We start from the raw sequence: 23,262 nt of genomic DNA on the forward strand, positions 1-23,262 counted from the left end.
GAATGAGACGAGCGAAACGATTCGTCCAGACGGAAACCGAAACTCGTTACAAAATCCTTTTGACGTGGCCGATTTTGTTTACGAAAGATGGAGCGTCGGCGATTCCTGCGTATTGCTGGCGGCTCGCTCGTCGTTGGAAGCGGCGTGGCTACCATCTCCTTTGCTGGAAGCGACGGCGTCTCGGCCCTCGTCGCTGGAAGCCTCCAGCGCGTCGCTTCGAAGCTCGGCGATGCAACGGTCGAAGCCCATGGGAGCGTCGCAGTTCGACGGCTCGTCGTCTCGGGTGCGCGCGACCCGGACGTGGTTGCGCTCGCCGACCCGACACTCGTCGCCGGACTCGCCTCGCGCGCGACGGTGTTCGCGACGAACGCCCTCGTCATCGCGTACAATCCCGAATCGCCGTTCGCCGACGCACTCGAACGCGACTGGCGGAGCGCGCTTCGTCGGGAGGAACTCGTCGTCGGACGAACTGACCCCAACCGTGACCCACTCGGCTACCGAACCGTGATGGCATTGGGACTCGCCGGCGAGCGCGATTTGCTGGACAAAACGCGCGTCGTTCCGGAAACGCAACTGCTCCGGAATTTGGAGGGAGGTGCGTTCGATGCGGCGTTCGCCTATCGGAACATGGCCGTGGGGCACGGTGTTCCCTTCGTTTCCCTACCGGACGAACTCGACTTCTCGAATCCCACATTTAGCAACAACTACGCCACCGCGAGCGTCGAACTCCCTGAGCGAACCGTTCGCGGCGCGCCGATTCGGTACGCCGCGACGGCGCTGACCGAGGCGGGGAGACCGTGGGTGGAGAAGTTGGTTTCCGGGCGCGAACGGCTTCGTTCGGCAGGCTTCGCCGTTCCGGAGTCGTATCCGACCCGAATCAGGGTAAGAGATTAAATCGGTCGACATGAAAACCCACGCATGGACGACGTTCCAGTCGAAGGCGAGACGGAGACGTACACGCGAACGTTCACGGACGAAGATGTCGAGCAGTTTTCCGACCTCTCGGGGGACCGGGGGAGCCACCACGAAGCGGCGGCGGGGAACGACCGAATGGTTCACGGCTTGTTGACGGCGACGCTTCCGACGAAAATCGGCGGCGATATGGATTACATCGCTCGAACGATGAGGTTCGAGTTTCACAGGCCCGTGTACGTCGGCGAGGAGATTACATGCGAATCGACCGTCGAAGCGTTCGAGTCACACGAAACGCGTCACGAAATGGCGGCCTCGTTCGTCTGCCGGAGCGAGGACGAAGAAATAGTCCTCGATGGGCAGACGGAAGGCGTAATCTTCCGATAATCAGTCGTCCCCGAAATCAGGCAAATCGTCGGGCGCTTCGAACTCGGCTTCCCAATCGACGTAGTCCGCTTCGAGCACGTCACAGACGACCTGGCCGAGTTCGGTCAGCGAGGCGTTGATGGACGAGACGGCGTTCCACGAGTCGATGTTGGGGTGGATCTTGCGTTCTTTCCAATCTTCGGGAATCCCGGGGGCGTGATAGCCGACGCGGTCTGCGAAGTCGTCCCAGAAGAAATCGAACTCGTCGAAGAGATTCAAATCCAGTGCGGTCTCGAACTCTCGTTCCTCCAAATCGGTGTGTTCCGCCCACTGATTGAACGATTCTTCCCACGCCCCTTCGTGGAGAAACGTCTCCAACTCCTCCTTTCGGTAGTTCGTCTCGCCATGAACCGACACGTCATCGTACTCCTGTACATCCGCTTCGGGGCGTAAGGTCGGTGCGTCAGGGGCAGACACGTTGAGTCCCATGAATCGGAATACGGAAGGAGTTCGGATAAGCGTTCTCACAGTCGTTGAGCGCCGGATTACGGGCCGATTTCGACGGACGAGCGAGGTGAAAATTCGAACGAAACGAACGTTACTACGCCTACTAACCCTCGCTACGGCTGTGAACCGTCTGTTCAATTTATATCGGCTCTGACCGACGGTATGCGAGGAATGAGGGGTACAAGATTGACACGGATAGTCACAGTTGGATTAGTAGCACTGATGCTTACAGTTAGCGTCGCCGTCGCGGGAATGGGGGCGATGGCAGGACAGGAGACGACCACGACCACAACCACGACGGCGAACGAGACAACGACGGGCGCAGCGAACGAGACGACTGTCGTGGGAGAGACGACCGTGGTTGGTGAAACGACTGCTGGGGAAGGAACGACTGTCGCAGAGGAAGAGCCGACCACGACAGCGGAAACGACCGCCGAAGTGAACGAGACAACGACGGCCGCAGCGAACGAGACGACTGCCGCCGAGGAAGCAGGCGAGGCACGGGTTCGCGTCGCACACATGTCGCCGGATGCGCCACCGGTTGACGTTCTCATCGACGGTGAAACGGCGATATCGAACCTCTCGTACGGTAACGTCACCGACTACGCGAATCTCTCAGCAGGTGAGCACAATGTGACGATTACCGCCGCAGGTGACCCGAGCACGGTCGTGTTCTCGGAGAACGTGACGTTCGAGGCCGACACGAATTACACCGCCGTTGCGCAGGGTGAGATTTCGGAGGATGCGAGCCAACCGTTCGACGTCAACATCCTCGAAGACAATTTCACCGCGCCCGGCGCGGGTAACGCTTCGGTGCGACTCGTCCACGTCTCGCCCGACGCACCACCAGTGGACGTGACGGTTGCGGGAAGTAACACGACGCTCTTCGACAACGTCTCATACGGCAACGCGACGGCGTACGAGGAAGTTCCGGCGGGCGACTACACGCTCGAAGTTCGCCCCGCGACGGAAAACGACGACGGTGAAGTCGTGGCGACGTTCAACGTGACGCTCAACGAGAGTACGGCCTACTCCGCGTTCGCCGCGGGGTACGTCAACCCCGCAGAGGCACCTGAGAGCGGACAGAACAACCCGTTCGAACTCATCCTCGTGGAGGACTTCGTGTTCGAACAGCAGACGACCACAACGACCGCCGCACCGACGACCACCGCGAAGGAGACGACGAAAGCCAAGATGACGAAAACGACGGTGAAGGAGACGAAAGCTGAGAAACCACCAGTCAAGAAGACCACCAGAAAAACGAAAGCAAAGCAAACGACGGTGAAGAAGACAACACCCGCGAAGAAGACTACGGTGAAGGAGACGACACCGGCAACAACCACAGCCAAGAAAACGACCGCGAAGAAGACGAAAGCGAAGCGAACGACGGCGAAGAAAACGACGGCAAAGCAAACGACCGCCAAGGAGACGAAAGTCGAGAAAACGGCTGCGAAGAAGACGAAAGCGAAGCGAACGACCGCCAAGAAAACAACCACAAACGAGACCACGGTGAAGGAAACGACAGCGAAGAAAACCAAAGCCAAGAAGACGACGGCGAAGGCTACGACGGCAATGAAGAAGACCGCGAAACGGACAACTGCGAAGAAAACAACGCCGAAGAAGACGACGGCGAAGCGAACGACGAAAGCGGATAAAACAACGGCAAAGCCAACTGCCACGCCGACGACCACCGTGAATAAAACGACCACGGCGAAGAAGACGACTCCAGCAAAAACGAAAACCAAGAAGACGACGGTGAAACGAACGACGAAGAAAGAGACGACTGCCAAGAAAACGACGGCAAAGAAAACGACGGCAAAGAAAACGACACCAAAGCAAACGACTGCGAAGAAAACAACGCCGAAAAAGACCACAGCGAAGCGAACGACCGCTAAAAAGACCACAGCGGCAAAAACCACAGCCAAGAAGACAACTGCGAAGAAAACGACGCCGAAGAAGACCACAGTGAAGAAAACGACTCCAAAAAAGACCACGCCGAAGAAGAAGATGACGAAGGACGACAGCAGAAAGAAAACGAATTCCGACGACAGCTAAATCGGGAATTTATTTTTCAGTCGACACGAATTGCGGGCGTGAACAATCTCACTGCTATCCGTCGCTGGGAGGGCGTTCGAGAAGGAACTCGAACGTTTTCGGTTCCGGCGGAAAACTTCGCCACCATCAAAGAAACGATCGAATCGGGACGCGACAAATGGGTTGGCGTGGCGGTCGTGGACGACGACGGACGGGTATTGCTCGTCGAGAACGGATGGAGCGATGGATGGATAGTTCCGGGTGGGACGGTGGAAATGAACGAAACACTCGCCGATGCTGCCGTCAGGGAAGTCACGGAGGAAACCGGAGTGTCGGTCGAACTCGACCGACCGTTTCTGGTCGAATACCAGACGTTCACCCACGACAACACGGAAATATCCGGATATTTCGTCCTCTTCGGTGCGACAACGAGCGAAACGGAAATCGGTGCCGACCTCGGTATCGAGGGCGAGACGATTCACGATGCGCGGTGGTTTACCGACCTCCCAGAGATCACCCACCACGAAGCAGTCGAGTCGTATCGAGAGTGAAGTCGATCAGTCGATTCGTTCGGCGACGGCACGCAGTTGTTCGATGCGCTCGGTACGTGCCGAATCACGGAGTGCGCTCTGATTTTCGTCGGGACAGTTCAGTTCCGGGACGGGCGTCGGCATCCCGTCCTCGTCCAGTGCGACGAACGTGAAAAACGAGGTGGTGGTCTCGCGCGCTTCTCTCTCCTTGGGGTCTTCCGCGCGGACGTTCACTTTCACATCGATGCTGGTTCGACCCGTGTCGAAGACGAACGCCTCAACGACGGCGACTTCGCCGAGGTCGATGGGAGAGATGAAATCCACGTGATCCATCGAGGCGGTGACGCACTGATTTCCACAGAATCGCATCGCCGCGATTGCGCCGCAAATGTCCATCCAGTGGAGCACCGCGCCCCCGAGCGCCCGTCCGAGGTTGTTGGTGTCGTTCGGCAAGAGCAGTTCAGTCATCTCGGTGTACGAGTCCATCAGGGTCGCAGTGTCTGCCATATCCGGTGATTGTCGGTAGGGCTATTTAGTTCGTCACAGTTCGAATCAGCGCGTCACAGTTATCATCGCTGCCAGCGGAATATTTACAATGAGTGGGGAGGTGCGGGACGGATTGCTCGCCGACGAAACCGTCGTCTCGACCGTCGGAGATGCTGTGTATCAACTCGACCCGAACGGAAATTTTTTGGCAGTCAACGACGCCGTCGTCACGGCAACGGGATACGACCGCGACGAACTGCTCGATTCACACGTTTCGCTCCTTGTCAACGACGAGGATGTCACTCGACTCGAAGCCGAAATCAATGCGCTGCTGACGAGCGACCCGAACGGTGTTCGCCTGACCGAGTTACCGATTCGAACCGCAAGCGGTGAAACGATTCCGTGCGAACTCCGTTTTTCAGTGGTACAGTCGGACGGTGAGTTCCTCGGAACAGTCGGGGTCGCTCACGACACATCACTCAGGGAACAACACGACACGGAATTGAAAGCGCGACGTGACGAATTAGAGCGATTGCGCCGTATCAACGCCGTTATCCGAAGTATCGACCGCGCCGTCGTTCGGGCCGAAACGACCGACGAAATCGAACAATCAGTGTGTGATCGGCTCGCCGCTGCTGACCCGTATCGATTCGCACTCGTCGCTCGTATCGACCCGCAGTTCGAGGAACTGTCCATCCGAAATTGGGCGGGTGACGCCGAAGAGTACGTTCGGCTGCTTCGGGACTCGGATATCGATATTTCGGAGGGGCCGGGTGCGAACGCGACCAGAACACGAAGGGTACACGTCGTTCAGGATTTGGAACGCGACGATTACGTCTGGAGTGCCCCGGCCCTACAGTGTGGTTTTCGGTCACTTGCGACCATGCCGTTAGCACACGAACAAACCGTTTACGGCGTGCTCGGAGTCTACTCTGACCGACCGTATGCGTTCGATGAACCCGAACGAAAGTTGCTCGAAGAACTCGCCGAGATGATCGGGTACGCCCTCTTTGCGGTGAAAACTCGACGGGCACTCGTCGCTGAACGAATTATCGAATTAGAGTTTCGACTCGCCGACGAGGAGTACGTCTTTACCGAACTCTCTGCACACGAAAACAGTACCGTTCGACTGGAGGATTCGATTTTGCATCCGGACGGGTCGATGCTACTGTACGTCTCGGTTCAGGGTGGCGACCCGGATCGGGTGGTGGAATATTGCCGGGACTTCGAGGACGTTTCACATCTTCGCGTCGTCAGCAAACGGGACGATGAATGCTCGTTGGAAGTTCGGTATGGCGAACCGATGGTGCTTCGAACACTCTCACACCACGGCGGAGTGATTCGAGAGGCGGTTGCAGAAGATGGCGTCGCACACGTTCAGATTGACCTCCCGGAAGGAGGTGCTGTGCGCGAAGTGGTCGATATGCTTGCAGGCGTCTTCGATACGGTGGATCTCGTTTCCCGAAGAACCGTAGAACGCCCGGTCGAAACCCGTGCAAAGTTCCGCGATACGCTCGACCAACAGTTGACCGACCGCCAACGAACCGTTCTCACCGCCGCCTATCGCGGTGGATATTTCGATTGGCCGCGCGAGAGTACCGGCGAAGAACTCGCAAAATCGCTCGACATCGCCGCCCCGACCCTGCATAAACATCTGCGACTCGCGGAGGGAAAACTCCTCTCCGTGCTTTTCGATAGCGCGGAGCAGGGCTAATCGTTTAGCCCTGTTGCTCAATGCCGTTCGGTGGTTGATTCGGAATATGCCGCCCGAAACACGTCTTGGGGTCGACGCTGGCGCCAATCGATGGGACGCATCCACGACATCGTCCTTGAACGAACTTTTCAGAGTTTTTTCCGACCGAATTCGTCGTGAAACGCTGACCGTCTTACGGACGAAAGACGGCCCGATATCGCTGAACGAACTCGCGGATGTCCTGAGCGACGACGCCAACCAGGTTCGACTGTCGCTCGTTCATATTCACCTGCCGATGTTGGACGCGGTCGGACTAATTCGATGGAACCGAACGCGCGAATCGATTGAACTTGCCACCATCCCGTACCAGTACCGGCGACTGTTCGAAATCATCGAGCAGGATGTGCAGTGACATTCCTTCACAGCAATACCCACTCCTACTTAAAGACGCAACTATTGAACGCATAGTTCGATAGGAGTTGCTGTGATACTACCGTTGAGCGTGAACGAAACCGTGCTACGAGAAGAACCTGAACCAGTCGCGTCCGCACAGTATTCGTGGGGCGGCGAAATGACACTCGTCCACACCATCGTCGAGACACTGGCGTCCGCGACCGGGCGGTCTCCGGAAGAACTCCTTCACCTCCACAACGCCGTGGATGTCGATGCCCTCGAATCGATTTTCGGCCCTCGCGGGAACGGCCAACTGAGTCCCGTCACGGGCGAAATATCGTTCCTCGTGGATGACCACGAAGTCGTTGTGAAAAGCCACGGTCGCGTCCTCATCCGCCCTGCCGAGTAGAGACAGTTCCGGTGGTGTCACCGTGGATAGAATCGCTTCCTGCTGACGCCGACGTACGAGCAGTCAACTACCGAGCACCATCAGCGCCCGTCAGCTCTGCGAATCCGCTCGTTTATTCGAAATATCATGTCTCTTTTCTCGCGTGAAAAAATTGTCGCGTCACCGATAACGGTAAAAACGGAGGGTGAGTAACGACAATGATGACCGACCAGGACCCACCGCCGTCCGGAGACGGCGAGGGCAGCGTACGAGTCGTTGGGACCGCCCACGTCTCTGAGAAGAGTGTCGAACGGGTCGAGGAGGCCATCGAAGCGGAGCAACCGGATACGGTGGCCGTCGAACTCGACGAAGGCCGATACAAGCAGATGCAGGGCGAGGTGGCCGACGACCTCGAACCGTCCGACCTGCTCCACGGAAACACCGTCTTTCAGTTTCTCGCATACTGGATGCTTTCGTATGTGCAAGCGCGAATGGGGGACGAGTTCGATATCAAACCCGGCGCGGATATGAAAGCCGCCATCGAGGTGGCGAAACGAACCGGAAGCGATGTCGCGCTCGTAGACCGCGACATCCAGATGACTATTCAGCGATTCTGGGCGCGGATGACCTTCCGCGAGAAAATGCGGATGGTCGGCAGTCTCGCCCTCGGCGTAACCGATCCCCTCACCCTCGGATTGCTCGGTGGAGCGATGGCTGGTGTCTTCTTCGCGATGATATTTGGCCTCTTCGTCGCCCCGCTTCTCGGACTGAACGAGGCGCTCACGCTCGGCGCGGGGACTGGCGCGTTCCAACTCGTCGGAGGCCTTGCGGGAGGCGCGTTCGCGGGTGTCGCCCTCGGTGCTCTCGCGCTCTCGTTCGGCGTGACGAGACGCTACGACATCGCTCTCGGCGGGGGACTCCTTTTCGGCGTCGTCGCCGGGATTGCAGTCGGAACCGGAATCGTCACCGCGAACGCGGTGCCCATGTTCGACCTGGCAACGCTCGAAACCATCGGGTCGGTTTCGATTCGGGTGCTTTCGGCCGCCGCAATCGGTGTCGGAAGTGGCCTCGTCCTCGGACTCGTCGGCGGTGTCGCCATCGGACGGGGCACGGTAGCGGAAGAGGAGTTGGACGAGGAATTCGACATCGAAGACCTCACCGACGGCGACGTAGTTACCGCGATGATGGAGGAGTTCCGACGCTTCTCACCCGGTGGGGCGGAAGCCCTCATCGACGAACGTGACGCCTTCATCGCACATCGACTCGTCGCACTTCGAGAGGCCGGTCACCACGTCGTAGCAGTCGTCGGTGCGGGTCACCGGGCCGGAATCGAACGCTATCTCCGCAACCCGGACACACTGCCCCCGATGGAGTCGTTGGTCGGAACCGAATCGGGGAGCCGATTTTCCTTCTTCAAGCTGTTCGGTTACCTCGTCACAGTCGTCTTCTTCGCCTTTTTCGTCCTCCTGGCGATGGCGGGCGTTCGAAACGAGTTTCTCATCAAGGTGTTCGCCGCGTGGTTCCTCTTCAATGGTATCTTTTCGTTCTCGTTGGCGAAGCTCGCCGGTGCACACTGGGTGAGCGCCCTCGTCGGCGGCGCAGTCGCGTGGCTGACGAGCATCAACCCGCTTCTCGCGCCGGGCTGGTTCGCGGGCTACGTCGAACTGAAATACATGCAGGTGAACATCGGCGACATCGGGAAACTGAACGAAATCATGAGCGACGAGGAGAGTCCGCTCTCGGACATCATGTCGCGGATGCTCGACGTCCCCCTGTTCCGTCTCATCGCAGTCGTCGCCATGACGAACATCGGAAGCATGATTGCGACGTTCCTCTTTCCGTTCGTCGTCCTGCCGATTCTCGGGCCGGAAATCGGCGGTGTCCAGGAAATAACGCGTCTCATGGTAGAAGGCGCGCAGAACAGCGCGGACATCATCTGGGGGGCACTGACGTGAACGTCCGATTCAGTGCACACGAGATTCGTGACCTGCTCATCGCGTGGATCGCCCTCGGTATCGCGTTCACGCTGTTCCTCCAACCGGAACTCGTCCAGTCGTTGATTCAACCCGGTGGCGGTGCCTCGCCCGGGACGTTCATCAGGGCGCTCGGAATTTCGCTCCTCACCGCGGGTGTCGGATTCCTCCTGCACGAACTCGCACACAAGGTGATGGCGATTCGCTTCGGCCAAATCGCGGAGTTTCGTGCGGATTACGGCATGCTGTTTCTCGCCATCGTCAGCGCCCTCGCCGGATTCCTGTTCGCCGCACCTGGCGCGGTGTACCACCGCGGGATGGCGACGAAGCGGGAGAACGGACTTATCGCGCTGGCCGGCCCGGTGACGAACGTCGCGCTCGGTGCGGTTTTCTTCCCGATTTGGCTGTTGGCTCCCGAGAACACGTTCGTCAATCTCGTTGGCCACCTCGGCGTGCAGATCAACTTCCTGCTCGCAGGCTTTAACATGCTCCCGTGGGGACCGCTCGACGGGAAGAAGGTGCAGAGTTGGAGTACGATAGTATTCGTCGGAACGTTCGTTCCGCTTCTCCTGCTCGCGGTCTACGCGCTGTTGTTCATGCCGTTCCCGCGATTCTGATCGCGAAACGGCAAGCGTTTTTCGACCTCAATCGACTTCCTTCGCCAGTAGTGGAACGGCAAACCTTTACTCACCCGGTACGCGGGTTCGACCATGAGCGAGGAGGAGGAACTGACCTACGCGGATGCGGGGGTAGACATCGACGCCAGCGAAGCGGCGACAACGGCCCTCGTCGGCGCGGTTTCGGACATCGACAACACGACCGATTACGCGGGCCTGCTCGACATCGGCAACCAGTATCTCGCGCTGGCGACCGACGGCGTCGGGACGAAACTACTCGTCGCGGAAGCGTTGGGTGACTATTCGACGGTCGGTATCGACTGCATCGCGATGAACGCGAACGATCTCGTGGCGAGCGGCGTCGAACCCGTCGCCTTCGTGGATTATCTCGCCGTCGAGGAACCGAGCGAGGAGTTCTCCCAGCAGGTCGGCGAAGGCCTCGCGGCGGGTGCTGCGGAGGCGAACATGGCCCTCGTTGGCGGGGAAACTGCCGTCATGCCCGACGTGATTTCCGGCCTCGACCTCGCGGGGGCGTGCGCCGGACTCGCGCCGAAAGACGCCATCTTCCCCGGTGAGACTGAAGTCGGCGACCGGCTCGTTGGCTTCGAATCCAGCGGTATCCACTCGAACGGCCTGACGCTGGCCCGAAAAGCGGCCACGAAAAACCACGAGTACACCGACGACTTCCCGCTCGGAGAAGGAACGGTCGGCGAGCAACTGCTCGAACCGACGCGACTCTACACCTATCTTCTTCCCGCGCTCCGGGCGCACGACGTTCACGCCGCGGCGCACGTCACCGGCGGCGGATGGACGAACCTCCTGCGGATGAGTGAGCGTCGCTACGAGATTACCGACCCCTTCCCGGTACAGTCCGTGTTCGAGTTCGTCCAATCCGAGGGCAACGTCTCCAATGAGGAGATGCACCGTACGTTCAATATGGGAACCGGATTCGTCGTTTCTCTGCCCGAGGAAGATGCTGAATCGCTGGTCAAGGAAACGGATGGAAGAATCATCGGCACCGTTTCGGAGGGCGAAACCGTCGAAATCCGCGGACTGAGTCTGGAATAAGTAATCCCGAGTTTCCGACGCCCGGACGATTTCGGCCCCGTCGGGGCCGAAATCGTTGTTCAAATTTCATTATTCTTTGGAACCTACAATAACGTCATACTATTCCAACTTGTTCCGTCACACATAGCCCCCCAAAACATCCACATTTCGAGAGGCAGGTGTCCGAACGCGGATGGAACTGGCAAAGACCACACGCTCCGAACCGGTTCGACGGTACGGGTCGAGGGGGAGCAGGCACGGCAGATAATCTGGGCGAAGTGCGGGTGTGGGTGGTGCGATATCCGACGAGTGCAGGCGGAATCCGTGGATTGTTTGAACGACTGACCTGCAGAAAACGTATTCCGGAGACGACTACGGATAGGAACATGCCCGAATTGAAACGCCGCACCGTTCTCACGTCCGTCGGTACGTGCTTTACATCCGCGGGATGTGTCTTAAATTTTAATGGTACCGGTGCACGTGCTCCGACGTATGGTTTGCACCACCGATTTCAATTCGTTCGAAGTCTCCGCCGGTCTTCCGAGCGAACCGTCTCGAAAATTGCAAGCACGATGAACAGCGCAGTGAGCAGTCCGAGACTGACGAGCGATGGAACTACCACGGTGATTGGAATCAACAAACTGGCACCAGCGGCCACGACAGCCCGTGGGACGCTGATGGTACCGTGGTCACGAAATCGATAGGCGTTATGCCCTGTGAGATAGAGCGTTCCGCCACCACAGAGCGAGACGGCAGGAATGAGGCCGAGTGGCTCGCCGATGTGTGCAACCGTCTGCTCGATACCGAGCGCGATGAAGATGATGCCGCTTATCATCAGCAGATGGATGTAGCTGTACGAATCTCTCGCCAACACCGTTCGTTCGTGACCGTGCACTGCGCTGAGTCGTCGCTCCGCGGCGAGCGTGATGTAGTCGAAGTAAAGCCACCACAGCGTTGCGATGAGCGCGAATCCTGCGAAAACTGCGAGGACGATTTCGCTATCGAGCAGTAAACCGGTCGCGCCGACGCCGATTGCGACAATCGATTCTCCCAATGCGATAATGATGATGAGTCGGTGTCGTTCCACGAAGTGGCTCGCACGGACGTAAAAACCCTCGACACCGCGGAACTGTGCAACGCCGTAATCCACCGCGATTGCGCCAACCCACAGCGCGCCTTGGAGCGGTGTCCCAACGAATCCAGCGATGATAAGGAAGATGGGCGCTCCGAGAAATCCCGGCGCGAGTCGGAGCACCGCATCCCGTGTTTCGGGCGGGGTGATGAGTCCATAGAGAACGACGTGCAACGCCCGAACCACGAAGTAGGCGACGGCAAAGAGCACGGCATCGTCGCTGAACGCGCGAGGAATCGACAGCGCGACGACCAACATGGCGGCCATCGCAAACAGGATTACCAATCGTGCGGGCAGGAGTTCTTCGGCGGGAATCGTGTTCGTCAGCCACGAATACCCAACCCACGCCCACCACACCACCGCGAGGAGCGCCACCCCACGAACGATTCCCCCCCACGTCAGGTTGTTCGTGAGAAACCCGGTAATTTGGGTCAGCGCGAACACGAAGACAAGGTCGAAAAACAACTCCAGTGGCGTGACGTTCCGTTCTCGCTCGTTCCCGTTTTCGTCCGAGAAGGATGCTGAATCAGTCGTACTCATGGTGCGTCGTCCATTCGCCGTCCCGGCTAGCGATGTTGGTAAATCGAGGGAGAAGAGTATCAATGGATAGGTCGGGAGACTGCTTCTCTCGATAGTCGAAGCGAACAATAAGGAACGAACCCAGCGAAAATTCCGACACCCAAATTGCAGACGTTACGACAACCGTGCGGCGATATCGGCTTCGGTGACGATGCCGACGGTTTCACCCTCTTCGGTCACCATCACGGCCTTGTAATGGTCAAGTAGGTTGCTGATTTCGTTCAGCGTCGCCGACTTCGAGACGGTTGGGAAGCTCTCTGCCATGAACTCATGGACTTCCTCATCGCGAGCACCCTCGTCGACGTGAACCAGGTCGCTCTCGCTGATGGAGCCGACGGGGACGCCCTCCTTGATAACTGCGAGTTGGGAGTAGCCCGCCTCCTGCATCTTTTTCACCGCCGTACGGACGGGGTCTGTCGGTGCCACGTTGACCACGTCTTCGTGCATCAGGTCGCTCGCTCGGACGATGTCGCCTTCCGAATCCTCAAGTGCATTGACAATTCGTCGGAGCGTCGAGAGCCGTGGGTCAACGTCACCCCCCTCAATTCGAGCGATCAATGGCTGTGAGACTCCGGCGCGATTTGCCAGTTCGCTCTGTGTCAGACCGAGATCCGTTCTGCGTTCCCTGAGGTCTTGGGGTGTCGGGAGATCCATACTGGAAATTACCACGGGTTATGACATAAATCGTTCGACTCTTCAAGCGGCGTCGTCGAAATCGATGTCGTCCTCGTCTTCGAACTCTATCGTTTCGACCACCGAAAGCGGCACGTCGCGGAGTGCTCCGCCGATTTCGCTTTTCGCGATTCGTTGTGCGTGTTCCTCGCTGTCCGCGTTGAACACCTTCATTTCGAGGACGAGTCCGACGAGTGCGGTGTGTGCCGCGATGAACGCCGAATCGAACGGTTCGCCACAGGCCGGGCACCCCGTCGCGCCGACTTCTACCTCGACGTAGTCCATGTTCTTCTGATTCAATCGCTTTCCTGCTTCGCTAACTGCAACGCCAATAGCGTCGTCGATATCGCCGACATCACGTACCAACCATGCCGCCTCCATCGCAACGAGGTAATTGCTCATATCCCAACCGAGACGCTGGAGGGTTTCGTGTCTTTTGGTTTCCCGGTCAACGTCGGCGTCATTAGTGGTTTTTCGCAGTTACAATTTTTTCGTCATCTCCACACAGGCGAGTTCGATACCGCCGGTCGTCTCGTGGGCAATCGTTTTGACCCGTTCGTACCCTGCCTGCTCGTAGAACGGGACGGCGTTCAGCGATGCGTGCAGGGAAAGCGAATCGATTTGGCGTTCCCCCGCTCGCGATTCGAGGTTCGAGAGGAGCGCCAACCCGACGCCGTTCCGTGCATGGCGGGGGTGAACGAACACGGCATCGACTACCTCGCTTGCGATGTCGAGACGCCCGAATCCAGCGACTTCTCCCTCGACTTCGGCGACGACGATGTCTTCCGACCCATTTCGAACGGATTCGCGATATGGCGCGCTCCCGAGCGGTTTCGTCGCCCACGCTTTGACCTGTTCGTCGCGATACTGGTCGGGGGCGAACGCCCGGATGGACGCGATGTGGAGGTGGAGGATGGCTTTGGTGTCGGCTTCAGTTGCGGGACGAATCGACGGCATATCCTCCGAGACGAGGCTGATGATTGTAATCCCATCGGCGAAATCGGTCTCCCGTCAGCGTGCGCTGGCCCCACCCCTACGTGACGACGGAGTAGGTGAACAGAAACCCGAAGTACAGCAAGACGAGCAGTGCAAGTGCTTTGAGGCGGAACAGTCGCAGTTCATCGGTTTCTTCTCGGTAGGCATCGTGAAACGCACTCACCTGGGTGTCGTTCAGTTCGTCGCCGTGTTCCAACCCACGATGGAGCACGAGATACTCCTCGTGGCTGAACGGCTGACCGCAGTACGCACACTCGTATACCGATTCGCCAGGGGGGACGTAGGTATCATAGGTCATAGGTATGGAATCGATGCGAGGGTCGGTTGCGACACGATCCACATGCTCGTCATCGTGTACAGTATCATCACGGCGACGAGCGGATACTGACTCCGAATGGCTTGCAGTCGGCTCGGGAATAGGTCGTAGGCTATCGCGTGGGCAACCCAAACGGCGAGCAGATGACCGAGCAGGACGAACGTCAAGTTTAGTCCCCCAAACCACGACGGCAGGACGATCATCATAGGTGCCGGTGGGTTCATCGGATTGGATAGCGCACCGAACAGAGCGGGGGAGAGCGAGAGGAAGTAGCTCAGATAGTGCGCAAGGTGGTAGCCCGCGGCAATCGGGAGCAGTGACGGCGCGAACCGCCGGGCGATTTCTCCGGCGGTGAGATAGGTTTCGGCGCTGGTTCGAGTCAACTTCGACGCCAGTCGGTAGACGCCGAAAAAGAGGGCATATCCACCGAGAAGGGCGAGAACGTAGACGAGTAGCGGTGGAACGCCGACGCCGACCACGACGCCTGCGATGTCGGCCCACAGGGACGTGGCCACGAATCCGTCGTAGGTCGTCACCCAGAGGATTGCGACGACGAATGCCACTTCGTCACGGCCCGTGACCAGTTTCGTCTCGGTTAGTCGCGCGCCGGGGAGTTGGAATTCGAAGCCGGATTCGGTTCGGCGAATCGGCGCGACACGGCCATAGTAGCGGAAGACGCGCGCAACCGGGTCGACCGTCGAAAACCAGCGGTCGGAACCGAACAGCAGGGCACCCGTGAGCGTAATCACGGAGTAGGCCACGATGACGCCGACCAACAGTTCCGCGTCGTCGGCGAGCGGACTGACGACTTCCAACCAGACCAGCGCCAGCAGTCCGACGACGCTGGGCCACGCACCGAGTCGTTCGGGATAGCTGGCCTTGCCTGTTCGATAGATCATGGAAACCGCGTCGGCAATCGTTCGCCACGGGTTCAATGCGGGCCACGTGTTGCCGATGAGGTACACCGACGCCGTGTACCCCGCCCACCAGCCGACCCAAACGACGAGGATGGCGACGTTTTTCCTGGCGTCCGAGGGGGCGAATAACCCACCCACGGTGATGAGAACGAGCGCCAGAACGCCAAACAATCGTGTGGCAGTCACGAGCGGGTCGGGTGACAGTGCCGCGAATCGTCGCCGCCAGTCGTGAATCTCGCGAATGAAGGTTCGGTCGGTGACGAAGCTTGCGAGCAAGAACGAAGCGCTCACGACGCCGCCGCCAGTGAGCAAGAACAGCCAGAGGGGAACCGACAACGACTCCGAGGTGCCTCGCAAGCTTCCGCCGTGTGCAACCGCATGGCCGGAGAACGTACCGACCAACCATAGCACGGAAACCAGACGAAGCGAGTAGCGAATCGCGTTTCGGCGGTTCATCAGTGGAGCTAGGGCTGTCTTCGGATAATACCTTTTGAAATCGGGCGGCAAGCGCAAGAAAGAGTCGAAATTCGAAACTGAAACGATTCAGCGTCGGTTAGTGGTTGGGCTGTTCTGCGGGTGCTTCCATTCCCGAAATCTTTAGGATGAGGATGTTTCGGGTGTCGTCCTTTCCGTCTACGATGCCCTCCACGACGAGTTTCGACAGCGGCGTCGGTCCGACCGTCACCTCGTCACCCTCGTGGAAGTCACGAACCGACCCACGGAGGTGAATCTCAGCGCGGCAGAGTTCGGGGTGGTGAACGCTGTTGAGGTCGATTTCCTCGACGTTGCCCTCTTCGACTTTCTCGCCGTTCTGCCGGAGAGGCACCTCGGCGGCGCTATCCAACTTTTGGATATCGAGCGCTTCGAAGGCAGTCGCCGTCGGTTTGTACCCGCCTTTCGGGCCGGGAACACCTTCGACGAGCTGGAGAGCCTTGAGGCTCTGCATTTGGTTTCGAATCGTACCGGGGTTGCGGTCTACTTCTTCGGCGATATCCTCGCCTTTGACTGCATCCTCGGCTTCTCTGTGGAGGTTTACGAGTGCCGTCAGTATCGTCTCCTGACTTGGCGTCAACTCAATACTCGACATTAGATGAATCTTGGTAATAGATTTCCTTAAACCCGACGAATATGCTGGGAGAATCGTGGCCAGTTATGGCTACTGCTCGACAGGTTTAAACGTATCGTCAGCCAGTCGAAAAGGAGGGTTTTGAAAACCCCCCGAATCGTTTCTTCTCCTATGACAAAGCCCGTTCAAATCATCGGTGCTCCAGTGGACTACGGTGCGAACCGACGTGGTGTGGACATGGGTCCGTCCGCGATTCGCTACGCCGGACTTGCAGACCAACTTGCAGAAGCCAAAGTAACCGCCATCGACAGCGGCGACCTGCCCGTCCCCCGCGCGGAAGAACGAGACCCGGAAACCGACGAACCCGCGGATGGGAAGGCGAAGTTCCTCCGCGAAACCGCGGACGTTTGTTCACGACTCGCCGACGAAGTCGCGGGCACGATAGACGACGACGCCTTCCCGCTCGTCCTCGGCGGTGACCACTCGATCGCCATGGGTACCCTGCGCGGGGCGGCCCGCGACGCCGAAATCGGTGCCATCTGGTTCGACGCGCACAGCGACTTCAACACGCCGAAAACCTCGCCGAGCGGAAACGTCCACGGGATGCCGCTCGCGGGCGCGCTCGGAATCGAGGATTTCGCCGACACGGAGTGGGCCAACGCACCCGGCCTGTCCGAGGAAAACGTCGTCCTCGTCGGTCTCCGGAGCGTCGATGAGACCGAAACCGAGGCCATTCGCGAGAGCGACGTGACCACCTACACGATGTCCGATATCGACGAACACGGCATCACCGAGGTCGTCGACGAAGCCCTCGACATCGCCACCGACGGCGTGGACGGCATTCACGTCAGTTTCGACCTGGACTGGCTCGACCCCAAGGAAGCCCCCGGCGTCGGGACACCGGTTCGCGGCGGCGCGACGTATCGTGAGGCTCACTCGGCGCTCGAAATCGTCGCCGAGCGCGACGACCGCGAGGGCGTCCTGCGTTCGCTCGAACTCGTGGAAGTGAACCCGATTCTAGACGAACACAACGAAACGGCCGAGTTGGCAACCGAACTCGTGGCGAGCGCGCTGGGCAAGCGCATTCTCTAGACGCACCTTTTTTCTTCACCAAAGGCTTGCGTTCCTCCCTTGACTCGCGGCGTCGCCGTTCGGTGTCGAGGCGTCCAAACAATCGGATTCCGAGCTTCCATTTCACCGAATGGAATGGCGAAATTTATTATCCGGGGGCAAAAATCCGGAGGAAATGCGAGCGCAGGTAGAAACACTCGTCACGGAACTACGGGACGAACTCGGAGACAGCCTTCACGGCGTATTTTACGGGGACTTCGTCGAAACGAACTACTCGGTCACGTACCTGCACGACGACGTTCGAGACCAGTTTTCGTCGGCGGAGATTCGCAAAATCCTCGATACCATCACCGAGGAACAGATCGACCTCCACGACCACGACGAACTCGCACATCTCGTCGGCGATGTCGAGATAACGATTCGACTGTTCGAACACTCGGCGCACGTTCTGGCGTGGAATCCACGGGAGAACGAGGGTGTTTTCGTCGGATTGGCTCCCGATCCGATGACCTTCGGCCCGACCGTCGAGGCGTTTCGCAATACGATAGACGCCTAGCAGGTAGCGAGTCGAAATCAACCCACCACTGTCGAATGAAACCGGTGGATAACTCGAACTACTGAAAAACGAGAAAGGCAAGTTTCCGGGTCGTCGTTACTCTTCGCTGACTTCCGCGTCTACGACTTCGACATCGTTTTCGTCCACATCCTTCGCTTCGGCGGCTTCCTCGTCAGCGACTCGACTCGGAATCACGTCGACGCTCGCCACGCGGTCATCCGACGCAACGTCCATCACGGTGACGCCCATCGTGTTGCGGCCGACTTCCGAGATGTCCTCGGCGCGGATGCGCATGATCTGTCCGGCCTCGCTCATCAACACGAGTTCGTCGTCCTCGGCGACACTTTTGAGCGACGTGACCGACCCGTTTCGCTCGCCGGTTTTGATGTCGATGAGTCCCTTCCCGTTACGGGATTGGGAGCGATATTCCGAGAGCCGGGTTCGTTTCCCGTAGCCGCGGCGTGTGACGGTGAGCAGGTCACGAACTTCGCCATCGGAGGCAACCATGCCGACGACTTCGTCGTCGCCTCCGAGGTTGATACCACGGACACCGCGGGCGTTGCGACCCATTTCGCGGGCTTCCGTCTCGTCGAATCGAATCGTCATGCCGTTTTTCGTCCCAACGAGGAGGTCTTTCGTGCCGTTCGTGACCGCCACGTCCACGAGTTCATCGCCGTCTTCGAGTCGTGCCGCGATGATGCCCGTCGAGAGGATGTTTTCGAACTCCTCAGCGGCGGTACGTTTGACGTATCCCTGTCGGGTGATCATGCTCAGGCATTCGTCGTCTTCGAACTCGTCGGTCGTGACGACCGCGGTGATGTCCTCGCCCCTGTCCAGGTCGATGAGGTTAATCGCGGATTTTCCTCGCGCCGTTCGCGACATCTCCGGAATTTCGTAGGTTTTCAGGCGGTAGACCTGCCCGTGATTCGTGAAACAGAGCAGGTAATCGTGGGTGTTCGCGCGGAACACCTTCGAAATCTTGTCGCCCTCCTTCACGTCCGCGCCGATGATACCCTTGCCGCCCCGCCCTTGCGCGTCGAAGTTGGCGACGGGCATGCGCTTGACATAATCGTCCTCGGTGACGACGACGAACACGTCCTCCTCGGCGATGAGGTCTTCACGGGTGACCTCCGAGGTGTCCTCGACGATTTTCGTCCGTCGGTCGTCGGCGTACTCCTCGCGCATCTCCTGCAGTTCCTCCTTGACGACGGCAAGCAGTTCCGACTCGTCGCCGAGGATGGTTTTGAGACGCTCGATGCGTGCGGTGACGCCTTCGTATTCCTCCTCGATTTCCTCGGATTCGAGCGACGTGAGGCTGCCGAGTTGCATCCGAACGATGTGTTCGGCCTGTTTCTCGGAGAAATCGAAGGTCTCCTGCAAGCCCGTCCGTGCGCCGTCTCGGTCGTCCGAACCGCGGATGAGTTCGACCACGTCGTCGATGTGGTCGAGCGCGCGCAGTCGCCCTTCGAGGATGTGTGCGCGTTCTTCGGCCTCGTCGAGTTCGTACTCGCTCCGACGCCGAACCACATCTCGACGGTGGTCGATGTAATGCTGGAGTAGTTCCTTCAGCGTCAGCACTTTCGGTTGGCCATCGACCAGCGCGAGCGAGATGATGCTGAAGGTTCGTTCGAGATGGTGGTCGAGCAGTTGGTTCTCGACGACCTCCGGAATCGCGTTCTGTTTGAGTTCGATGACGACACGGATTCCGTCGCGGTCAGATTCGTCGCGCAGATCGCGAATGCCCTCGATGGTGCCGTCGTTGACTAGGTTGGCGATTCGCTCGATGAGTCGCGCCTTGTTCGTCTGGAACGGGAGTTCCGTGATGACGATTCGGTCGTCTTCGACCTCGTACTCGGCGCGGATGCGGAGCCGACCGCGGCCGGTTTTGTACGCCTGATGGATGTCGTTTCGACCGACGATGTTCGCGCCGGTCGGGAAGTCGGGTCCTTTGACATACTCCATCAGGTCTTCGACGGTCGCTTGGGGGTTGTCGATGAGTTCGACCGTCGCGTCGATTACCTCGCCGAGGTTGTGCGGCGGGATGTTCGTGGACATCCCGACCGCGATACCTGACGACCCATTGACGAGGAGGTTCGGCACCGCAGAGGGCAAGACTTCCGGTTCCTGCAACCGGTCGTCGTAGTTGGATTTGAAATCCACCGTATCCATCTCGATGTCGTCGAGCATTTCCTCGGCGATGGAGGCCATTCGCGCCTCCGTGTAACGCATCGCCGCCGGTGGGTCACCGTCCACGCTCCCGAAGTTCCCCTGCCCGTCGATGAGCGGGTTGCGCATCGAGAACTCTTGGGCCATGCGTGCGAGGGCGTCATAGATGGATTGGTCGCCGTGCGGGTGGAAGTCACCCATCGTGTCCCCGACGATGTTCGAAGATTTGCGGTGGGCCGCGCCACTGGTCACGCTGCTGCGATGCATCGCGTAGAGGATACGTCGGTGGACCGGCTTGAGGCCATCACGAACGTCCGGGAGGGCACGCCCCGCGATGACGGACATCGCGTAATCGATGTAGCTCTGTTCCATCTCGTCCTCGACGCGGACGGTCTGGACGCGCTCTGCGACTTCGTCTGGTACGTCTGGTGTGTCAGGTGTTTCCGAACTCATATGTCAACCCACTCCGCCTCGCTGGCGTGGTCTTGAATGAACTGTTTTCGTGGCCCGACCGCATCACCCATTAGCACCGAGAACATCTTGTCCGCGGCCGCGGCGTCCTCGATGGTGATCTGTTTCAGGATGCGGTTTTCGGGGTTCATCGTCGTCTCCCACAACTGCTCGGGGTTCATCTCGCCGAGTCCTTTGAACCGTTGAACCTGCGAAGGATTACCGTCACATTTCTCCTCGATGATTCGGTCGCGTTCTTCCTCCGTCATCGCGTCGTACGTCTTGCCGCGGTAGCGGACGCGGTAGAGCGGCGGTTGGGCCGCGTAGACGTAGCCCGCTTCCAACAGCGGTTTCATGTACCTGTAGAGAAGCGTCAGGTAGAGCGTCCGGATGTGCGCGCCGTCCACGTCCGCGTCAGTCATGATGATGATTTTGTGGTAGCGCGTCTCTTCGATGTCGAACTCCTCGCCGACGCCGGAACCGATTGCGGTGATGAAATCCCGAATCTTCTCGTTTTCGAGCACACGGTCGAGGCGATGTTTCTCGACGTTCAGCACTTTGCCGAACAGCGGGAGGATGGCCTGGAACTTGCGGTCGCGGGCCTGTTTTGCCGACCCGCCTGCGGAGTCGCCCTCCACGACGAACAGTTCGGATTCGGTCGGGTCACGCGACTGGCAGTCCGCGAGTTTTCCGGGGAGCGCGCTCGATTCGAGCGCGCTCTTTCGACGGGTGAGTTCTTCTGCCTTCTTCGCGGCTTTCCGGGCTTTGGCAGCCTCGACGGCCTTCCGGATGATAGCCTGTGCCGTGTCCGGATGTTCTTCAAAGTACACCGACAGGCCTTCGTGAACCGCACTTTCGACGATTCCTCGGACTTCGCTGTTTCCGAGTTTCGTTTTCGTCTGTCCTTCGAACTGCGGGTCTGGATGTTTGACCGAAATGACCGCCGTGAGTCCCTCGCGGATGTCTTCCCCGCGAAGGTTCTCCTCGATGTCGCCGAGCAGGTCGTTGCCGTTCGCGTAGTCGTTGACGACTCGGGTAAGTGCGGTTTTGAACCCGGTCAGATGCGAGCCACCTTCGCGGGTGTTGATGTTGTTGGCAAAGGCGTGAATCGACCCTTGCAGTTCGTCGGTGGCCTGCATCGCCACTTCGACTTGGATGTTGTCCGTCTCGTCTTCGAAGTAGATGACCTCGTTGTGAAGCGACGTTTTCGTCTCGTTCAGATACTCCACGAACTCGCGGATACCACCGTCGTAGTGGAACGTATCGCCTTTCTCGTTGTCGCGTTCGTCGGTGAGGTCGATTTCGACGCCGGAGTTGAGGAAGGCGAGTTCGCGCAGGCGGTTTTCGAGCGTCGAGTAGTTGAACTCGGTCGTCTCGAAGATGTCCGCGTCGGGCCAGAATCGGATTTCGGTTCCCGTTTCCTCATCGGTTTTGAGGTCACGAACGCGTTCCATCTCTCCGTCGGGTTCGCCGCGTTCGAACTCCTGTTGCCAGACGCCGCCGTCGCGTTTCACTTCGACTTCGAGCCTGCCGGAGAGGGCGTTTACCACGGAAATACCGACGCCGTGGAGGCCACCGGAGACCTGATACGATTTGTTGTCGAATTTGCCGCCCGCGTGAAGGACAGTCAGGATGACTTCGAGGGCGGGCATGTCGTACTCCTCGTGGTGGTCGACCGGAATCCCACGTCCGTCGTCCGAAATGCTGACGGAGTCGTCCTCGTGAATCGTCACGCCAATCGTATCACAGTACCCGGCCAACGCCTCGTCGATGGAGTTGTCAACCACTTCGAAGACGAGGTGGTGTAACCCACGAGTGTCGGTAGAACCGACATACATTGCCGGGCGTTTTCGAACGGCCTGAAGCCCTTCGAGAACCTGTATCTGCCCGGCGCTATACTCATTTCCGTCGCTCATAAATTCTGATTTATCGTAGACGCCCCCCACTGATAAAGGTCACGCACGCGCGCGCATGAGACGGTTGAAATAACGCGCCAGACTCCGAGACGAACCGGTAGGTGAACGTGACTGACTACGTTTCATCGAAACGAAACGGTACGAGAATCGGTTGCCTTCGCGGCAGTTGAAGGTACCCATTTCCGTCGCTAACGTTCCCAATGCTCGTCGGTAATCGTGGAACTAAATTCGGCTAGCAACCCCATCCGCCACCGATAAGTACGCCGATGTTTATTTCCTGTTCAGGGTCGAGACAGACCCTCCGTTGAAAGTCGAATGACAACGAATTGTTTTCCTTCTCCACGACGACGGCGTTTCCGCGTTTCAAAGAGTGGTCGAAGATGCGCTCCTCACCGGGAGAGAGGCGAACTGATTCTCTATTGCTTCGTTCAGTCCCATGGCGGACCTAAAACGTTGCTTTCTGTTCATACATGTAGCTG

Annotated in this window: 23 protein-coding genes; 12 read left to right on the forward strand and 11 right to left on the reverse strand. The window is 58.7% G+C overall.

Annotation, left to right across the window (positions count from 1 at the left end):
- Positions 1-87: 87 nt before the first annotated feature.
- A complete protein-coding gene (locus tag ACN2TU_RS07405) occupies positions 88-894 on the forward strand; it encodes an extracellular solute-binding protein (protein WP_435154346.1) in 807 nt (268 codons plus the stop codon).
- Between the two features lie 24 nt (positions 895-918).
- Positions 919-1,299: an FAS1-like dehydratase domain-containing protein gene (locus ACN2TU_RS07410; RefSeq protein ID WP_435154347.1), complete on the forward strand. Its 381-nt coding sequence runs from the start codon at positions 919-921 to the stop codon at positions 1,297-1,299.
- Here ACN2TU_RS07410 and ACN2TU_RS07415 read toward each other — a convergent pair whose 3' ends face one another.
- A complete protein-coding gene (locus tag ACN2TU_RS07415; RefSeq protein ID WP_435154348.1) occupies positions 1,300-1,767 on the reverse strand; it encodes a DUF7992 family protein in 468 nt (155 codons plus the stop codon). It lies immediately after the preceding gene.
- Between the two features lie 240 nt (positions 1,768-2,007).
- Here ACN2TU_RS07415 and ACN2TU_RS07420 point away from each other — a divergent pair, with 240 nt between their 5' ends.
- Both ACN2TU_RS07420 and ACN2TU_RS07425 read left to right on the forward strand, forming a co-directional pair.
- On the forward strand, positions 2,008-3,840 hold the full coding sequence (locus tag ACN2TU_RS07420; RefSeq protein WP_435154349.1) for a DUF4397 domain-containing protein: 1,833 nt from the start codon (positions 2,008-2,010) through the stop codon (positions 3,838-3,840).
- Between the two features lie 38 nt (positions 3,841-3,878).
- Entirely contained in the window at positions 3,879-4,370 is a 492-nt protein-coding gene (locus ACN2TU_RS07425; protein WP_435154351.1) for an NUDIX hydrolase, read from the forward strand.
- Between the two features lie 6 nt (positions 4,371-4,376).
- Here the strand turns inward: ACN2TU_RS07425 and ACN2TU_RS07430 are convergent, their stop codons facing one another.
- On the reverse strand, positions 4,377-4,856 hold the full coding sequence (locus tag ACN2TU_RS07430) for an acyl-CoA thioesterase (protein ID WP_435154352.1): 480 nt from the start codon (positions 4,854-4,856) through the stop codon (positions 4,377-4,379).
- A gap of 88 nt (positions 4,857-4,944) precedes the next feature.
- On the opposite strand from ACN2TU_RS07430, the gene ACN2TU_RS07435 reads away from it, so the two are divergent.
- The 6 genes from ACN2TU_RS07435 (at position 4,945) to purM (ending at position 10,967) form a co-directional block, all read left to right on the forward strand.
- Complete coding sequence (locus tag ACN2TU_RS07435) at positions 4,945-6,549, forward strand: bacterio-opsin activator domain-containing protein (protein WP_435154353.1); 1,605 nt, start codon at positions 4,945-4,947, stop codon at positions 6,547-6,549.
- Between the two features lie 46 nt (positions 6,550-6,595).
- Positions 6,596-6,940, forward strand: a complete 345-nt coding sequence (locus ACN2TU_RS07440; RefSeq protein ID WP_435154355.1) for a DUF7344 domain-containing protein — start codon at positions 6,596-6,598, stop codon at positions 6,938-6,940.
- A 102-nt stretch (positions 6,941-7,042) separates the two neighbouring features.
- Positions 7,043-7,330 (forward strand): HalOD1 output domain-containing protein, encoded by a 288-nt coding sequence (locus tag ACN2TU_RS07445; RefSeq protein ID WP_435154356.1) that lies wholly within the window; start codon positions 7,043-7,045, stop codon positions 7,328-7,330.
- A 200-nt stretch (positions 7,331-7,530) separates the two neighbouring features.
- Complete coding sequence (locus tag ACN2TU_RS07450) at positions 7,531-9,264, forward strand: TraB/GumN family protein (RefSeq protein ID WP_435156151.1); 1,734 nt, start codon at positions 7,531-7,533, stop codon at positions 9,262-9,264.
- Positions 9,261-9,899, forward strand: coding sequence for a zinc metalloprotease (locus tag ACN2TU_RS07455; protein WP_435154357.1), 639 nt, complete (start codon positions 9,261-9,263; stop codon positions 9,897-9,899). The genes ACN2TU_RS07450 and ACN2TU_RS07455 overlap by 4 nt, the downstream gene beginning before the upstream one ends.
- A gap of 93 nt (positions 9,900-9,992) precedes the next feature.
- Complete coding sequence (purM, locus tag ACN2TU_RS07460; RefSeq protein WP_435154358.1) at positions 9,993-10,967, forward strand: phosphoribosylformylglycinamidine cyclo-ligase; 975 nt, start codon at positions 9,993-9,995, stop codon at positions 10,965-10,967.
- A 490-nt stretch (positions 10,968-11,457) separates the two neighbouring features.
- Here purM and ACN2TU_RS07465 read toward each other — a convergent pair whose 3' ends face one another.
- The 7 genes from ACN2TU_RS07465 to ACN2TU_RS07495 form a co-directional block, all read right to left on the reverse strand.
- Positions 11,458-12,618: a low temperature requirement protein A gene (locus ACN2TU_RS07465; protein ID WP_435154360.1), complete on the reverse strand. Its 1,161-nt coding sequence runs from the start codon at positions 12,616-12,618 to the stop codon at positions 11,458-11,460.
- Between the two features lie 153 nt (positions 12,619-12,771).
- Positions 12,772-13,311, reverse strand: a complete 540-nt coding sequence (locus ACN2TU_RS07470; RefSeq protein WP_435154361.1) for a CBS domain-containing protein — start codon at positions 13,309-13,311, stop codon at positions 12,772-12,774.
- Between the two features lie 42 nt (positions 13,312-13,353).
- Positions 13,354-13,731 (reverse strand): DUF555 domain-containing protein, encoded by a 378-nt coding sequence (locus tag ACN2TU_RS07475; RefSeq protein WP_435154362.1) that lies wholly within the window; start codon positions 13,729-13,731, stop codon positions 13,354-13,356.
- Between the two features lie 78 nt (positions 13,732-13,809).
- Entirely contained in the window at positions 13,810-14,286 is a 477-nt protein-coding gene (locus tag ACN2TU_RS07480; protein ID WP_435154364.1) for a GNAT family N-acetyltransferase, read from the reverse strand.
- Between the two features lie 76 nt (positions 14,287-14,362).
- Positions 14,363-14,623, reverse strand: coding sequence for a C2H2-type zinc finger protein (locus ACN2TU_RS07485; protein WP_435154366.1), 261 nt, complete (start codon positions 14,621-14,623; stop codon positions 14,363-14,365).
- Positions 14,620-16,014 carry a hypothetical protein gene (locus ACN2TU_RS07490; protein ID WP_435154368.1) on the reverse strand — a complete coding sequence of 465 codons (1,395 nt, stop codon included), beginning with the start codon at positions 16,012-16,014 and terminating at the stop codon, positions 14,620-14,622. The genes ACN2TU_RS07485 and ACN2TU_RS07490 overlap by 4 nt, the downstream gene beginning before the upstream one ends.
- A gap of 97 nt (positions 16,015-16,111) precedes the next feature.
- Positions 16,112-16,645, reverse strand: coding sequence for an Rrf2 family transcriptional regulator (locus ACN2TU_RS07495; protein ID WP_435154370.1), 534 nt, complete (start codon positions 16,643-16,645; stop codon positions 16,112-16,114).
- A 150-nt stretch (positions 16,646-16,795) separates the two neighbouring features.
- Between ACN2TU_RS07495 and rocF the strand changes: the two genes are divergently transcribed.
- Both rocF and ACN2TU_RS07505 read left to right on the forward strand, forming a co-directional pair.
- Positions 16,796-17,716, forward strand: a complete 921-nt coding sequence (gene rocF, locus ACN2TU_RS07500) for an arginase (RefSeq protein WP_435154371.1) — start codon at positions 16,796-16,798, stop codon at positions 17,714-17,716.
- A gap of 154 nt (positions 17,717-17,870) precedes the next feature.
- Positions 17,871-18,251 (forward strand): DUF7522 family protein, encoded by a 381-nt coding sequence (locus ACN2TU_RS07505; RefSeq protein ID WP_435154372.1) that lies wholly within the window; start codon positions 17,871-17,873, stop codon positions 18,249-18,251.
- Positions 18,252-18,347: 96 nt separating this feature from the next.
- On the opposite strand, the gene gyrA is transcribed toward ACN2TU_RS07505, so the two are convergent.
- Both gyrA and gyrB read right to left on the reverse strand, forming a co-directional pair.
- A complete protein-coding gene (gene gyrA, locus ACN2TU_RS07510) occupies positions 18,348-20,870 on the reverse strand; it encodes a DNA gyrase subunit A (RefSeq protein WP_435154373.1) in 2,523 nt (840 codons plus the stop codon).
- Positions 20,867-22,783, reverse strand: coding sequence for a DNA topoisomerase (ATP-hydrolyzing) subunit B (gyrB, locus tag ACN2TU_RS07515; protein ID WP_435154374.1), 1,917 nt, complete (start codon positions 22,781-22,783; stop codon positions 20,867-20,869). Before gyrB ends, gyrA begins: the two co-directional genes overlap by 4 nt.
- Positions 22,784-23,262 lie beyond the last annotated feature (479 nt).

The sequence above is a fragment of the Haladaptatus marinus genome, assembly GCF_051194195.1.